Annotated in this window: 16 protein-coding genes, 1 pseudogene and 1 riboswitch; of the genes and pseudogenes, 15 read left to right on the top strand and 2 right to left on the bottom strand. The window is 74.4% G+C overall.

Going from position 1 to position 14,653, the window contains the following annotated elements; translation table 11 throughout:
• From ABT014_RS29445 to ABT014_RS29435, 3 genes and pseudogenes are all read left to right on the top strand, one after another.
• Positions 1-87 (top strand): annotated as a pseudogene (locus tag ABT014_RS29445) (transglycosylase family protein); the annotation flags it as partial.
• Positions 88-265: 178 nt separating this feature from the next.
• Positions 266-997, top strand: a complete 732-nt coding sequence (locus tag ABT014_RS29440; protein ID WP_350642265.1) for an SDR family NAD(P)-dependent oxidoreductase — start codon at positions 266-268, stop codon at positions 995-997.
• A 1-nt stretch (position 998) separates the two neighbouring features.
• Positions 999-2,063, top strand: a complete 1,065-nt coding sequence (locus tag ABT014_RS29435; protein ID WP_350642264.1) for an S-adenosylmethionine:tRNA ribosyltransferase-isomerase — start codon at positions 999-1,001, stop codon at positions 2,061-2,063.
• Here the strand turns inward: ABT014_RS29435 and ABT014_RS29430 are convergent.
• Entirely contained in the window at positions 2,041-3,351 is a 1,311-nt protein-coding gene (locus ABT014_RS29430; protein WP_350642263.1) for a glycosyltransferase, read from the bottom strand. The two genes, ABT014_RS29435 and ABT014_RS29430, sit on opposite strands and share 23 nt — an antisense overlap.
• 358 nt (positions 3,352-3,709) lie before the next feature.
• On the opposite strand from ABT014_RS29430, the gene ABT014_RS29425 reads away from it, so the two are divergent.
• Positions 3,710-4,096, top strand: a complete 387-nt coding sequence (locus ABT014_RS29425) for a hypothetical protein (protein WP_350642262.1) — start codon at positions 3,710-3,712, stop codon at positions 4,094-4,096.
• Between the two features lie 144 nt (positions 4,097-4,240).
• Positions 4,241-4,963, top strand: a complete 723-nt coding sequence (locus tag ABT014_RS29420; RefSeq protein ID WP_350642261.1) for a type 1 glutamine amidotransferase family protein — start codon at positions 4,241-4,243, stop codon at positions 4,961-4,963.
• Positions 4,964-4,999: 36 nt separating this feature from the next.
• Here the strand turns inward: ABT014_RS29420 and ABT014_RS29415 are convergent, their stop codons facing one another.
• On the bottom strand, positions 5,000-5,662 hold the full coding sequence (locus ABT014_RS29415) for an MSMEG_1061 family FMN-dependent PPOX-type flavoprotein (protein ID WP_350642260.1): 663 nt from the start codon (positions 5,660-5,662) through the stop codon (positions 5,000-5,002).
• A gap of 209 nt (positions 5,663-5,871) precedes the next feature.
• On the opposite strand from ABT014_RS29415, the gene ABT014_RS29410 reads away from it, so the two are divergent.
• The 10 genes from ABT014_RS29410 to ABT014_RS29365 all read left to right on the top strand — a co-directional run bounded on the left by ABT014_RS29410 (position 5,872) and on the right by ABT014_RS29365 (position 14,617).
• Entirely contained in the window at positions 5,872-6,693 is an 822-nt protein-coding gene (locus ABT014_RS29410) for an SMP-30/gluconolactonase/LRE family protein (RefSeq protein ID WP_350642259.1), read from the top strand.
• A 95-nt stretch (positions 6,694-6,788) separates the two neighbouring features.
• Positions 6,789-6,916: riboswitch (FMN riboswitch) on the top strand.
• A gap of 167 nt (positions 6,917-7,083) precedes the next feature.
• Positions 7,084-7,746, top strand: a complete 663-nt coding sequence (locus ABT014_RS29405; RefSeq protein WP_350642258.1) for a riboflavin synthase — start codon at positions 7,084-7,086, stop codon at positions 7,744-7,746.
• Positions 7,743-8,396 (top strand): nicotinamide mononucleotide transporter family protein, encoded by a 654-nt coding sequence (locus ABT014_RS29400; protein ID WP_502895123.1) that lies wholly within the window; start codon positions 7,743-7,745, stop codon positions 8,394-8,396. Before ABT014_RS29405 ends, ABT014_RS29400 begins: the two co-directional genes overlap by 4 nt.
• Positions 8,393-9,658, top strand: a complete 1,266-nt coding sequence (locus ABT014_RS29395) for a bifunctional 3,4-dihydroxy-2-butanone-4-phosphate synthase/GTP cyclohydrolase II (protein WP_350642257.1) — start codon at positions 8,393-8,395, stop codon at positions 9,656-9,658. The genes ABT014_RS29400 and ABT014_RS29395 overlap by 4 nt, the downstream gene beginning before the upstream one ends.
• Before the next feature lie 87 nt (positions 9,659-9,745).
• Entirely contained in the window at positions 9,746-10,231 is a 486-nt protein-coding gene (gene ribH / locus ABT014_RS29390; RefSeq protein WP_350642256.1) for a 6,7-dimethyl-8-ribityllumazine synthase, read from the top strand.
• Between the two features lie 124 nt (positions 10,232-10,355).
• Positions 10,356-10,628 carry a phosphoribosyl-ATP diphosphatase gene (locus ABT014_RS29385; protein ID WP_033823377.1) on the top strand — a complete coding sequence of 91 codons (273 nt, stop codon included), beginning with the start codon at positions 10,356-10,358 and terminating at the stop codon, positions 10,626-10,628.
• A 54-nt stretch (positions 10,629-10,682) separates the two neighbouring features.
• Complete coding sequence (hisG, locus tag ABT014_RS29380; RefSeq protein ID WP_350642255.1) at positions 10,683-11,531, top strand: ATP phosphoribosyltransferase; 849 nt, start codon at positions 10,683-10,685, stop codon at positions 11,529-11,531.
• Between the two features lie 61 nt (positions 11,532-11,592).
• A complete protein-coding gene (locus tag ABT014_RS29375; RefSeq protein ID WP_350642254.1) occupies positions 11,593-12,033 on the top strand; it encodes a PH domain-containing protein in 441 nt (146 codons plus the stop codon).
• Between the two features lie 203 nt (positions 12,034-12,236).
• The gene (locus ABT014_RS29370) at positions 12,237-13,571 is read left to right on the top strand and encodes a hemolysin family protein (RefSeq protein ID WP_350642253.1); all 1,335 of its coding nucleotides are present in this window, start codon (positions 12,237-12,239) and stop codon (positions 13,569-13,571) included.
• Complete coding sequence (locus ABT014_RS29365) at positions 13,568-14,617, top strand: hemolysin family protein (RefSeq protein ID WP_350642252.1); 1,050 nt, start codon at positions 13,568-13,570, stop codon at positions 14,615-14,617. Before ABT014_RS29370 ends, ABT014_RS29365 begins: the two co-directional genes overlap by 4 nt.
• Positions 14,618-14,653 lie beyond the last annotated feature (36 nt).

Raw genomic sequence — 14,653 nt, 5'->3', positions numbered from 1 at the left:
CAGCAGATCAACGTCGCCGAGAAGGTCCTCGCCGCCCAGGGCCCCGGCGCCTGGCCCGTCTGCTCCGTCAAGGCCGGCCTCACCAAGTAAGCACCACCCCCGCACCACCCAGCAGCACCACGCAGGGCCCGCCCCCACCCCGGGGACGGGCCCTCACCCCGTTCCCGGGACCCGACAACGGGCCGAGGGCCTAGGACCAAGGGACCTGGGCGGTCGCGGCCCGCGGCCGATCTGGCGGGGCCGGGGTGAGGGGCAGGCTCGGGGTATGAACGAGACGCAGAACACCGCCCGGATCGCCGTCGTCACCGGAGCCTCCCGGGGGCTCGGCCTCGAACTGGCCCGCGCCCTCGCCCTCCGCGGCTGGCAGCTGGTGATCACCGGCCGCGGCCAGGTGGAACTGGCCGCTGCCGAAACCGAGTTGGCCGTCCACACCAAGGTCCTCGCGCTCGCCGGATCGGTGGTGGACGACGACCACCGCGAGCGGGTGGCCGAGGCCACGGCCGCGCTCGGCGGCGCCTCGCTGCTGGTCAACAACGCCTCCACACTGACCGGTTACGAACTGGCCGGCGCCAAGCTGCCGGGCCTCGCCGAGCACCCGAAGGCCGGCCTGCTGGAGACCTTCGAGGTCAACGTGCTCGGCCCGCTCGTCCTCACCCAGCTGCTGCTGCCCCAACTGCGCGCCCAGGGCGGCGCCGTGATCAACCTCAGCTCGGACGCCGCCGTCGAGGCCTACGCGGGCTGGGGCGCGTACGGCGCCAGCAAGGCCGCCCTGGACCAGGCCTCGGCCGTGCTCGCCCGGGAGGAACGGCTGGTCCGGGTCTGGAGCGTGGATCCGGGCGACCTGCGCACCCGGATGCACCAGGAGGCGTTCCCCGGCGAGAACATCTCGGACCGGCCGCTGCCGATCACCGTCGTGCCGGCCTTCCTCGGCCTGCTGGAGAGCCGCCCCGCCTCCGGCCGCTACAGCGCCGTCGGCCTGCTGGCGGACGGTGAGTGAGATGGCCGCCGCCACCGGGGACGCCCTCGACGTGACGGTGCCGCCCGAGCTGTCCGCCCGCGCCCCCGCCGAGGCCCGCGGCCTCACCCGGGACGGCGTCCGGATGCTGGTGGGCCACCGCGACAGTCTGGCCACCGAGCACCGGTACTTCCACGAGCTGCCCGAACTGCTGCGCCCCGGAGACCTGTTGGTGGTCAACAACTCGGCCACCGTACCGGCCGCGCTGCCCGGCCGGCTGCCCGACGGCGCCCCGGTCGCGCTGCACCTGTCGAGCGCCCGGCCCGACCCGCTCGGCCACCACCTGGTCGAGCTGCGCCGCCCGGCGGACGGGGCCGCGGAGTACTTCCCGCCGGGGAGTTCGCCCGCCCGGGCCGGCCTGCGGATCGACCTGCCCGGCGGGGCGCGGGCGGACCTCACCGCCCCGCACACCCCGCGGCTCTGGCACGCCCGGCTCATCCTCCCCGAGCACGTGCTCGGCTACCTCGGCCGGTACGGGCGGCCGATCCGCTACGGCTACGTCGACCGCGAGTGGCCGATCGAGGCCTACCGGACGGTGTTCGCGGCCGAGCCCGGCAGCAGCGAGATGCCCAGCGCGGCACGGCCGTTCACCGCCGGCACGGTGGCCCGGCTGGCCGCCCGGGGCGTGCTGGTCGCACCCGTCACGCTGCACACCGGCGTGGCCTCGCCGGAGGCGCACGAGCCGCCGTACGCCGAGCGGTACCGGGTGCCCGCCGCCACGGCCGGGCTGGTCGGGCACGTCCGGGCCGCCGGGGGCCGGGTGATCGCGGTCGGGACCACGGTGGTGCGGGCGCTGGAGTCCGCGGTCGGCCCGGACGGGCGGCCGGGGCCCGCCGACGGGTGGACCGAGTTGGTGATCACCCCGGAGCGCGAGATCCGGGCCGTGGACGGCCTGCTCACCGGCTGGCACGAGCCGCAGGCCTCGCACCTGCTGATGCTGGCGGCGGTCGCGGGCCTCCCGCTGCTGGAGCGCTGCTACGCCGAAGCGGTCGCCGGACGCTACCTCTGGCACGAGTTCGGGGACGTCAACCTGCTGCTGCCCGACTAGCCGGACCGGCCGGACCGGCTGCCTCCGGCGGGCTCCCGGTGGCGATCCGCGCCACGAAGCGCAGCACGTCCGCCGCGCCGTCCTCGGCCGCGAGCCGGGCCGCGAGCCCGGTGGCCCGCTCGCGGTACGCCGGATCCGTGACCGCCTGGCGGAGCGCCCCGGCCAGCCGGTCGGCGGTCAGGCGCCGCAGCGGCACCGGCTCCGGGGCGACCCCGAGTCCGGCCAGCCGGGCGGCCCAGAAGTTGCCGTCGAGCTGGGCCGGCACCGGGACGGCCGGGACGCCCGCCCGCAGTCCGGCGCCGGTGGTGCCGGCCCCGCAGTGGTGCACCACGGCGGCCATCCGCGGGAACAGCCAGGAGTGCGGGACCTCGTCGACGGTGAGCACCTCCGGCCCCTCCACCCGCAGCCCGGTCCAGCCCGGCTGGACCACCGCCCGGAGGCCGGCGGCCCGCAGCGCGGCCGAGACGGTGCGGCCCAGCCGGTCCGTGTCGCCGACCACCAGGCTGCCGAAGCCGACGAACACCGGCGGCGGCCCCTCGGCGAGGAACGCGCGCAGCGCCTGCGGCGGCTGCCAGTCGGGGTTCTCGTACGGCCACCAGTAGCCGCTGATCCGGGCGATGGGCGCCCAGTCGGCCGGGCGGCGGACCACGCTGGGGGAGAAGCCGTGGAAGACCGGCCAGCCCTCCCGGGCGTAGCGGCGGCGCAGCCGGCCCGCCGGGACCGCGGGCAGGTCGAGCTGCCTGCGCAGGGCCCGGACGGTCGGGGCGTACAGGCGGTCGACGGTGAGGGCGGCCGCCCGGCCCGCGGCGCGGTTGCCCAGGGGCCCGAGCGAGCGGGTGGTGCCGGCGATGACCGGGAGGAAGTCGCCGGTGGGGTCGAGCGGTTGGAGGTACACCCCGGCGCTCGGCACCTCCAGCGCCTCGGCGACCACCTGCCCGAGCGGGGCGGTGGGGGCGGAGAGCAGGACCAGGTCGGTGCCCTGCCGGGCGGCCTCCAGCACGCCCCGGGCCAGCTCCGGCATAAAGCTCCGGCCCATCCGCAGCAGGTGGGCCATGGCGAGCGGGCCGCCACCGGCCCGGAGCATCCGCTGCCCGCGCTCGGCGGCCAGCTCCGCCCTCGGGTCCACCGGGAGCGGGCGGAACTCCAGCCCGGCGGCGACCACCTGGGGCTCGAAGCCGGTGTGGGTGGCCAGCGCCACCTGGTGGCCGGCCTCGGCCAGCCGGCGGCCGAGGCCGAGGAACGGGGAGACGTCGCCGCGGGACCCGGCGGTCGCGATCAGAATGCGCACGGCACGGAGTATCCCCGGCCGGCGCCCCCATGCGGCGTCCTGGCCGATGAGCCCACCGATCGGATGACCTGCGCGCGGTGGGTGGTTGACGGTCGTTCATCCCCTTGGGGTCCGGTGCACCCGTCGCCCGGATGCCCTCCGAATGCCCGGCCGCCCGAGGTGCGGGCGTTTTGCGCACTGTCACCGGATATTCGGTCAAAGGCCGGGAATCGTCGGTGAAAACCCCCTGGCGACCGCCGTCGACCAGCTGGTTCGATGTCCCGGCGGAATCCCGCCGACTGCCCGATGGGGCGGATTCCACCGGAATCCGCTAGGGTCGCGCATCGTCTCTCCCCACCACTTCACCTGGGAATTCTTCTTGAACCTCGATTTCACCGCCGATCCCCTTTTCTCGTGGTACGTGGTCCTGCTGGCCGTCAGCGGTCTGGCCATGATCGTGCTCGCGATCGTCGGGGCCGGTCAGAGCGCCGGCATACGGGCCATCAACGGCCTGTTCGGCGCCGCGTTCCTGGGCTACTCGTTCTACCTCTGCTTCATCTTCGAGGGCGGCGAGTACCGGATGTTCTTCCAGGCCTTCATCCTGCCGGTGCTGCTGATCGTCAAGTTCGTGAAGGGCCTGTCCGAGCGCAGCGCCCAGCCGCAGGTGCAGCAGTTCCAGCCCGCCCCGCAGGCGCAGCAGCCCCAGCCCGCCCAGCAGCCCCAGCCGGCGCCGCAGGCCCAGCCGGCGCCCGACGCCGCCGGCTGACCGCTCGGACGAGCCCGGCCCGTCGCCCGCCCCTGCCGCCGTTCCCCGGCGAACGCAGCGGGCGGGCGCGGCCGTTGCGCCGGCGTACCCGTCCTGCCGTACCTGTCCCGCCACGCCCGTTCGTCGACCGCCCCAGGGGGATGCATGACCACCGTCCAGCTGATCGGAGGCGGCCGCACGGCGGCCGCGTTCCCCGCGCTCTACGGGCCGTTCCTCGACTCGGCCGGGCCGGACCCGGTGGTCGCCTGCGTGCTGATCGACGAGGGTGTCGACGAGGGTGCGGCGGCCGAACAGTTCGCCGCGTGGGACGCGCGGCTCCGCGCGGTGGCACCCTGCCGGCCGCTGCCGGTCGCCGTGCGGATCGGCGGCACGCTCGACCCCGCCGTGCTGGACGCGGCCGACGCGGTGCTGGTCTGCGGCGGACTGACCCCCGCCTACCAGGCCGCGATCGCCGGGCCGCTGGGCGCGTACCTGGCCTGCCGCCCGCTCCCGTACGCCGGGTTCTCCGCGGGTGCCGCGATCGCCGCCCGCCGTGCGGTGGTGGGTGGTTGGCTCGCCGACGGGGTGCCGCTCTGCCCCGAGGAGGCCGGCGAGGACCTGGCGGAGCTGACCGTCCGCGACGGTCTCGGCCTGATCGACCTCGCGGTCGACGTGCACGCCGCGCAGTGGGGCACCCTGCCCCGGCTGATCGAGGCGGTCGCGTGGGGCGAGGCCGAGCGGGGCGTGGCGATCGACGAGGACACCTCGCTCTCGCTGGCCGGCGACCGCGCGGAGGTCCGCGGGCTGGGCCGGGTCCACCTGGTCGGGCGGACGGCGGACTCGGTCACCCTGTGCAGCTACCGGGCGGGGCAGCGCTTCCCGCTCTGACCGGCCGGGCCCGCCCGCGGACCCCCGCCGGACGCCTCACTCGTAGCGGTGCAGCAGCGATTCCGCCTCGGCCGCCATGATCTGGTCCAGGGTCAGCGAGGGGTGGCCGAGGTGGGCGAGGGTGACCTCGGCGGAGCTGGGCGCCGCGTCCGCGGCGAGCCACTGCTCCGGCTTCCACGCGGCGCCGCGCAGGAAGGCCTTCGGGCAGTGGCCGTAGACCTCCTCGGCCTCCACCACGACCGCGCTGCGCGGCGGCTTGCCGACCGGCGTCAGCCGGGCCAGCAGCCCGGGGTCGGTGGACACGCAGGCCCGGCCGTTGACCCGCAGGGTGGCCTCCCGGCCGGGGATGACGAACAGCAGCCCGGTGCGGCCGGTGTCGACGATGTTGTGCATCGAGTCCAGCCGCCGGTTGCCGGTGGCGTCGGGGATCGCGAGGGTGTGCTCGTCCAGGACGGCCACGAACCCGGGCGGGCCGCCGCGCGGGGTCACGTCGCAGCGCCCGTCGGCGCCGGCGGTGGCCAGGAAGACCAGCGAGGACCGGCCGATCACCTGCCGGGCCACCTCGTGGATCCGGTCGACCTCCTTGTGCCGGACCAGCTCGCTCGGCGGCTCGTACAGCTCGCGCAGCCCGGTGGCGTCGCGGACGGCCGTGGCCTCGAGCGTGCGGAAGACCTGGCTGCGGGGCGGTGGTGTGTTCACGTACCGGCAACCTAGCCCACGGCCGATCTTGTGGGAACCCCTCGGGTGCAGCACCTGCCGCCGGCCGGCCCGCTCTGCTAGCTTCCCCGGGGAGCCCACCCCGCGGGTACCGTCGCCGGGGAGCGCGGGCTCCGGGCGGGCGCCGTACCGGTGGCCCGCCGGCCCGCCGACGGCGCTGCCCCGCCGTCCCAGTCCGAGGAGCGCGCCGAGTGCGGCCCGAACCCGTCGACGACCGGATCAGCGACCTGGGCGAGGGCCCGGTCTGGGACGAGCGCACCGGCGCCCTGCGCTGGGTCGACATCCCGGCCGGCCTGGTCCACCGCACCGACGGGGACAGCCTCCGGCTCCCGCCGCCCGCCTGCGCGATCCTGCCCACCACCACCGGCTGGGCGGCCGTCCTCGGCGACCGGGTGACCGCGCTGGACGAGCCGGGCGAGGTGCCCGTCCCGCTGGGGCGGGCCAGCCGGTGCAACGACGCCAAGACCGATCCGGCGGGCCGGATCTGGCTCGGCACGATGGCCCCCGACGACCTCCCCGGGCGCGGCGCGCTGCACCGCCTGGACGGTGGGGGCCTGACCGCCGTCGTCCCCGGCGCGAGCATCTCCAACGGCCTCGGCTGGAGCCCGGACGGCACCCGGATGTACTGGATCGACACCCCCACCCGCCGGATCGACGTGTTCGACTTCGACCTCGCGGACGGGACGTTGGGCGGGCGGCGCCCGCTGGCCGCCGTCGAGGGCGGCTTCCCGGACGGTCTCGCGGTCGACGCGCAGGGCGCGTTGTGGGTCGCCCTGTGGGGCGGCGCCGCGCTCCACCGCTACCTGCCGGACGGCACCCTGGACACCGTGCTGCCCACCGGCGTCTCGCACCCGACCAGCTGCGCCTTCGGCGGCGAGGACCTGCGCACCCTCTACATCACCACCGCCCGCCGGCCCGCCGCCGACGGCGCCTTCTCCCCGCACGCCGGGCAGTTGCACGCGGTCCGGGTGCCGGTCCCGGGTTCGCCGCCCACCCCCGCTCTGTTCCCGTGAGCGGCCGGTCGCCGAGTGAAGCAGGCCACATGACAAAGGTCTGCTGCCCGGCGGCCGATCATGGCAGAATGACGGGAGTAGTAGTAGTGACGTTCAGCGCACTCCGGGGTCGGTGAAAATCCGAACCGGCGGTTACAGTCCGCGACCCGTCCGCAGCCAGCGGCCGGTTGACCAGGTGAAATTCCTGGACCGACGGTTAAAGTCCGGATGGGAGGCGTGCGCGGCGGATCGGTGTGACCAGCGGCTCGTCCGCCGGTCCCACCTCGGGTACGACAGGAGAGCTCTCGTTCGGCGACGCAGCCGGGCCGGGGGTGGCTCCGCGTGCCGCTGTCCGCGTCATCTCCCACGTGCCGCCCCGGAGTCCGCGCCCCAAGCGCGAGGAGAACCCGGGTGTTCACCGGCATCATCGAAGAGCTCGGCGAGGTCGTCTCCATCGAGGAGATCGGCGATTCCTCGCGTATCCGCCTGCGTGGGCCGGTGGTCTGTTCCGACGCGCACCACGGCGACTCCATCGCGGTCAACGGCGTCTGCCTGACCGTGCTCGACAAGCCCGACCAACTGGCCGCCGGCACCGGTGAGTTCAGCGCCGACGTGATGGCCGAGACGCTGCACCGCTCCAGCCTGGGCGCACTGCGGCCGGGGTCGCGGGTCAACCTGGAGCGGGCGATGTCGCTCGGCGCCCGGCTCGGCGGCCACCTGGTCCAGGGGCACGTGGACGCCACCGGCACGCTGCTCTCCCGCGAGCCCGGCGACCTCGACGCCGACGGCACCCCGCGCTGGGAGGTGCTGCGCTTCTCGCTGCCGCACAGCATCACCCGGTACCTGGTGGAGAAGGGCTCGATCACGGTGGACGGCGTCAGCCTGACCGTGGTCGAGGCCGCGCTCGACTCCTTCACCGTCTCGCTCATCCCGGCCACCCTCGAACTGACCACGCTCGGCGCCAAGGCCGTCGGCGACCCGGTCAACCTCGAGGTGGACGTGCTGGCCAAGTACGTCGAGCGGCTGCTCGACACCCGCACCCTGCCCGACACCATCGCCGGGGAGTCGCGGTGAACTGGCTCGGCGGCACCGCCTTCACCGCGTTCGGCCAGCAGGTGATCTGGGCGGACATGCTCGGCAACCTGCTCGGCTTCGCCGGCCTCGCGCTCGGCTGGCGCCGGTCGGTGTGGAGCTGGCCGGTCCAACTGCTCTCCGGCGCGGTGCTGATCGCCGCGTACCTCGGCGGCGACTCGCCCAACCCCGGCCTGATCGGCAAGCAGGTGATCGTGATCGCCGCCGCGGCCTGGGGCTGGACCCGCTGGCAGCAGGGGAGGCGCACGGCCGGCGAGATCGCCGTCCGGTTCGCCTCCTGGCCCGAACGGGCCGCGCTCGTCGGCGGCCTGGCCGCCGGCACGGTGGCCCTGGCCGGCCTCTACCTGGCCAATCCCGGCTGGTCCTGGAACCCGTGGGCGGACGCCTACATCTTCGTCGGCACGCTGGCCGCGATGTACGCCCAGGCCCGCGGCTGGGTCGAGTTCTGGTTCGCCTGGGTCGCGGTCGACGTGGTCGGCGTCCCGCTCGCCTTCGACAGCGGCTACGCCTTCTCCGGCCTCACCTACAGCATCTACTTCGTGCTGGTGCTGCTCGGCCTGCGCGCCTGGTGGCTGCGCACCCGCACCCCGCGCCCAATGGGCGCCGACCTTCCCGAGGGAGTCACGGCATGACCACCGACCAGATCGACCAGGAGCCGGTGCTCGACCCGGTCGAGCGGGCCATCGCCGACATCGCGCTGGGCCGCCCGGTGATCGTGGTGGACGACGAGGACCGCGAGAACGAGGGCGACATCGTCTTCGCGGCCTCCGCCGCCACCCCCGAACTGATGGCCTTCACCATCCGCTACAGCTCCGGCGTGATCTGCGTGCCGATGACCGGCGAGGAGGCGGACCGGCTCGAACTGCCGCCGATGACCCGGGTCAACGAGGACCGCAAGGGCACCGCGTACACCGTGTCGGTGGACGCCAGGGACGGCGTCTCCACCGGCATCTCGGCCGCCGACCGGGCCCGCACCGTGCGGCTGCTGGCCTCGGCGGGCACCACCGCCGCCGACCTCACCCGCCCCGGCCACGTCTTCCCGCTGCGCGCCGTGGAGGGCGGGGTGCTGGTCCGCCCGGGCCACACCGAGGCCGCCGTGGACCTGGCCCGGCTGGCCGGCCTCGCCCCGGCCGGCGCGATCGCCGAGGTGGTCAACGACGACGGCACCATGGCCCGGCTGCCCGAGCTGGTGGTCTTCGCCCGCGAGCACGGCCTGGCGATCATCTCGATCGAGGACCTGATCGCCTACCGCCGCCGCACCGAACTGCACGTCGACCGGGCCGCCGTGACCGCCCTGCCCACCGAGCACGGCATGTTCACCGCGGTCGGCTACCGCGGCACCATCGACGGGGTCGAGCACCTGGCCCTGGTGGCCGGCGGCCTGGACGCCGACGGACGGCTGCCCGAGGGCGAGGACGTCCTGGTCCGGCTGCACTCCGAGTGCCTGACCGGTGACGTGTTCGGCTCGCTGCGCTGCGACTGCGGCCCCCAGCTGCAGGCCTCGCTCCAGCAGGTCGCCGAGTCCGGCCGCGGCGTGGTCCTCTACCTGCGCGGCCACGAGGGCCGCGGCATCGGGCTGGCGCACAAGCTGCGCGCCTACGAGCTCCAGGAGCAGGGCCGCGACACCGTGGACGCCAACCTCGACCTCGGCCTGCCCGCCGACGGCCGGGACTACAGCATCGGCGCGCAGATCCTCGCCGACCTCGGCGTGCGCTCGCTGACCCTGCTCACCAACAACCCGGACAAGCTGGCCGCGCTCACCGAGCACGGCCTCAAGGTCAAGGGCCGCCGTCCGCTCGCCGTCCGCACCAGCGAGCACAACCTCGGCTACCTGCGCACCAAGCGCGACCGGATGGGCCACCAGCTGCCCTGGCTCGACGACGAGCAGGCCTGAGCACCGCCCGTACGACCACCCGCACCACCCGGATCACCCAGCACCACCCGCATCACCCGCACCCCGGAACGAACAGGAAGTAGAGACGTGAGCGGCCACGGAGCCCCCGAGCTGAACCTGAAGAACTGCGCCGACCTGCGGGTCGCGGTGATCGCCGCGCAGTGGCACGACGAGGTCATGAACGGCCTGCTGGACGGCGCCCACCGGGCCCTCAAGGAGCTCGGCATCGACGAGCCCACCGTGGTCCGCGTCCCCGGCACCTTCGAACTGCCGGTCGCCGCCAAGCAGCTGGCCGGCCGCGGCTACGACGCCGTGGTCGCCCTCGGCGTGGTCATCCGCGGCGGCACCCCGCACTTCGAGTACGTCTGCCAGGCCGCCACCCTCGGCCTGACCCAGGTCGCCGTGGAGACCGGTGTCCCGGTCGGCTTCGGCGTGCTGACCTGCGACACCGAGCAGCAGGCGCTGGACCGCGCGGGCCTGCCGGGCTCGGCCGAGGACAAGGGCCACGAGGCGGTCACCGCCGCCGTCGCCACCGCCGCGGCGCTGCGCTCGGTCTCCGAGCCCTGGCGGTGACGGACTCCCCGCCGGCCGCCGCGGAGCCGGCCGGCGGGGGCCGCGGCGGCGGCGTCCAACGTACTGTCCACTGTGCGGAACTGTCTACCGTCGGTCAGCCCGCAAGCCGTAAGGTGAGCTCATCATGGCTTCCAAGACATTTGAGGAGCTCTTCTCCGAGCTCCAGCAGAAGGCCGCCGCAGGCGACCCCTCGTCCTCCCGCACCGCGCAGCTCGTCCAGCAGGGCGTCCATGCGATCGGCAAGAAGGTCGTCGAGGAGGCCGCCGAGGTCTGGATGGCCGCCGAGCACGAGTCCGACGAGCGCACCGCCGAGGAGATCTCCCAGCTCCTCTACCACCTTCAGGTGATGATGGTCGCCCGCGGGCTGACGCTCGACGACGTCTACGCGCACCTCTGAGTCCCGCCCCAGCCCGCCCTGTTCCACCCCCTTTCAGCGAAGGAACCTCCGCTCATGCTGCGCATCGCCGTCCCCAACAAGGGTTCGCTCTCGGGTCCCGCGGCGGAGATGCTCCATGAGGCCGGCTACCGCCAGCGCAAGGACCCCAAGGAACTGGTGCTGGTCGACCCGGGCAACCAGGTGGAGTTCTTCTTCCTGCGGCCGCGCGACATCGCGGTGTACGTCGGCTCCGGCCGGCTCGACGTCGGGATCACCGGCCGCGACCTGCTGCTGGACTCCGCCTCGGACGCCGAGGAGGTGCTGGCGCTCGGCTTCAGCGGCTCCACCTTCCGGTTCGCCAAGCCGGTCGGCCTGGAGGTCGGCTCGGTGCACGACCTGGAGGGGCTGCGGATCGCCACCTCCTACACCGGCCTGGTCGAGCAGCACCTGGCCGAGCAGGGCGTGAAGGCGACCGTCACCAAGCTGGACGGCGCGGTCGAGACCGCGGTGCAGCTCGGCGTCGCCGACGTGATCGCCGACGTGGTGGAGACCGGCACCAGCCTGCGCAATGCGGGCCTGGAGGTGTTCGGCGAGCCGATCCTGATCTCCGACGCGGTAGTCATCCGGCCCAAGGGCGCCGGCGAGGACGCCCGGGTCGAGCAGTTCATGCGCCGGCTGCAGGGCGTGCTGGTGGCCCGCCGCTACGTGCTGATGGACTACGACATCCGGGCCGAGAACGTCGGCAAGGCGGTCGCGCTCACCCCCGGCCTGGAGTCGCCGACCGTCTCCCCGCTGCACACCGAGGGCTGGGTCGCCGTCCGGTCGATGGTGCTCCGCAAGGAGGCCCAGCAGATCATGGACGACCTGTGGGGCATCGGCGCCCGGGCCATCCTGGTGACCAACATCCACGCCTGCCGTCTCTGACCGCACCCGACCACCCGGGCGGGGGCCCCGACGGCCCCCGCCCGCCCCTCTGGAGCACCACGTGTCCACCGCCGCCGCCCCCCTCCCCGTCACCTGGGCCCCCCGCCGCACCCGGGCCGTGCTGCTGCCGATGTGCGCGGTCCTGGTCACCGTCTTCACCGTGATGGCCTTCGCCCTGCCGGCCAACTGGCACCTCAACGACCGGGTGGCCATGGTGGTGAGCGGCCTGCTGTTCGCCGGTGTCGCCCTGATGCTGGCCCGGCCCCGGGTGAGCGCCGACGCCGACGGCGTCACGGTGGTCAACTTCGTCCGCAGCCGCCGGCTGGCCTGGGCCGAGATCGTCCGGGTCAACTTCCGGGCCGGCGACCCCTGGGTGACGCTGGATCTGGCCGACGGAACCGCGCTGGCCGCGGTCGGCATCCAGGCCGGCGGCGGCCGCGAGCGCGCCATCGCGGCCGCCCGCACGCTGCGCGACCTGGTGGAGCAGCGGCACGCCGGCTGACCGTTCGGCGTGCCGTCCCGGGCGGCCGTAACAAGATCCCTACACTCGTTCGGGTATCGTCTACGCTGGTAAAGCCGGGGCAAAGCCACCGGCGCCACGAGCCCATCCCGACCAGAGGAGTGACACCTCCCCTCGATGGACGATCCGTCCGGTAGTCCCAGCGCCGCCTCTCTCCCGACCCACGGCAGGAAGGCGGCGGCCCAGTGACCTCCGCCTGGCTCATGCTCGGCGCCGCCGTGCTGCTCATCCTCGCCAACGGCCTGTTCGTCGCCGCCGAGTTCGCCTTCGTCACCGTGGAACGCAGTGAGGTCGAGCGGGCCGCGGCCGACGGCGACCGCCGCGCGGCCGGCCTGCTCAAGGCCCTGCGCCGGCTCTCCTTCGAGCTCTCCGGCGCCCAGCTCGGCATCACCGTCACCTCCCTGGTGGTCGGCATGCTCGCCGAGCCCGCGCTCTCCGAACTGCTCACCCCGGTGCTGACCGCCGTCGGCATCCCCGACTCCGCCGCCCGCGGGGTCGCGCTGATCTCCGGCCTGGTGCTCGCCACCGTGGTCCAGATGGTGATCGGCGAGCTGGTCCCGAAGAACTGGGCGATCGCCCGCCCGATCCAGGTCGCGTACGCCGTGGTCGGCCCCCAGCGGGTCTTCTCGACCGTCTGCCGCCCCCTGATCACCGTGCTCAACGGCGCGGCCGACAAGGTGGTCCGGGCGATCGGCCTGGAGCCCCAGGAGGAGCTGGGCCACGCCCGCACCCCGGCCGAACTGGTCGCGCTCGCCCGGCACTCGGCCCGGGCCGGGGCGATAGACGAGGAGTCGGCGACCCTGTTCGTCAAGACCCTCGGCCTCGGCCAGCTGACCGCGGAGAGCGTGATGACCCCCCGGGTCGCCGTCTCCGCACTCCAGCGCGACGCCACCGCCGCCGACGTGGTCAACCTGACCCGCGCCACCGGCCTGTCCCGCTTCCCGGTCTACGGCGACAGCCTGGACGAGGTGATCAGCACCGTCACGCTCAAGGACGCGCTCGCCGTCCCGGCCGAGCACCGCGCCGCCACCCGGGTCGCCGGCATCGGCGTCCCGCCGCTGCTGGTGCCCGAGACGCTCCCCGCCGAGCGGCTGCTCGACCTGCTGCGCCGCCAGCAGCCGATGGCCATCGTGGTCGACGAGTACGGCGGCACCGCCGGCGTCGTCACCATCGAGGACATCGTCGAGGAGGTGGTCGGCGAGGTGCAGGACGAGCACGACCCGGCCGACGTCCCCGAGCTGCGCCCGCTGCCCGCCGTCGGCGGCCTGCCGGTCTGGGAGGCCGACGGCCGGGCCCGGACCGACCAGCTGGAGAGCATCGGCCTGCACGCCCCCGAGGGCCCGTACGAGACCCTCGGCGGCCTGCTCGCCGATCTGCTCGGCAAGCTTCCCGAGGTCGGTGAGCAGGCCACCCTGCCGGGCTGGCGGCTGACCGTGCTCGCGGTCGAACGCCACCGCACCAGCCGGGTGGAGATCCGGCGCACCCGAGACGACCGGTACGACGAGGACCAGACCCGATGACCGTGCTCCTGCTGGCCGCCTCGCTCCTGCTGCTGCTCGGCAACGCCTTCTTCGTCGGCGCCGAGTTCGCCGTCATCTCGGTCCGGCGCAGCCAGATCGAGCCGCTCGCCGAGGCCGGCGACCGGCGCGCCCGGACGGTGCTGCACGCGCTGTCCAACGTCTCCGCCATGCTCGCCGCCGCCCAACTGGGCATCACGGTCTGCTCGCTGCTGCTCGGCGCGCTCGCCGAGCCGACCATCGCCGACCTGGTCGAGGGCCCGTTCCACGCGATCGGCGTGCCGGAGTCGCTGATGCACCCGCTCAGCTACGCGCTGGCGCTGGCGCTGGTGGTCTTCCTGCACATGGTGCTGGGCGAGATGGTGCCCAAGAACATCGCCCTGGCCGGCCCGGAGAAGGCCGCGCTCTGGCTGGGCCCGCCGCTGGACCGGCTGGCCCGGCTGCTGGGCCCGGTGATCCGCTTCCTGAACGCCTTCGCCAACGGGGTGCTGCGGCTGTTCAAGGTGCAGGGCCGTGATGAGGTGGCCTCGGTGTACACCACCGAGCAGCTGCTCCTGCTGCTCACCGACTCCCAGGAGGCGGGTCTGCTCGACCGCAGCCGTCAGGAGCGGCTGGAGGACGCCCTGGAGCTCGGCCACCGGCCGATCACCGAGGTCCTGCTCGCGCCCGACCAGCTGGTCACGGTCGCCACCGGGGTCACCGCCCGGGAGATCGAGCGGCTCGCCGTCCGCACCGGCTTCTCCCGCTTCCCGCTGGTGGACCCGGACGGGACGGTCCGCGGCTACCTGCACGTCAAGGACGTCCTGGAGGTCGAGGACCCGGACCTCCCGGTGCCGGCCCGGCTCTGGCGCCCGGTCACCGTGCTGCGCGGCGGGCTCCCGCTGGACGACGCCCTGGGCGCGATGCGGCGGGCCGCCACCCACCTGGCCGTGGTGGTCGACGCCGACGGCCGCCAGCTCGGCCTGGTCGCCCTGGAGGACGTCCTGGAGGAGCTGGTCGGCGAGGTCCACGACCCGGACCACCGCCGCCCGGCGGCACCCCGCTCCTGAACGTTGCCTCCCCCCGGGGTTCGAACCCCGGGGGGA

Source organism: Kitasatospora sp. NPDC094015, from assembly GCF_040304075.1.
In the GTDB taxonomy this organism is placed as follows: Bacteria; Actinomycetota; Actinomycetes; order Streptomycetales; family Streptomycetaceae; genus Kitasatospora.
This window is presented reverse-complemented; position numbering and strand designations above follow the sequence as displayed.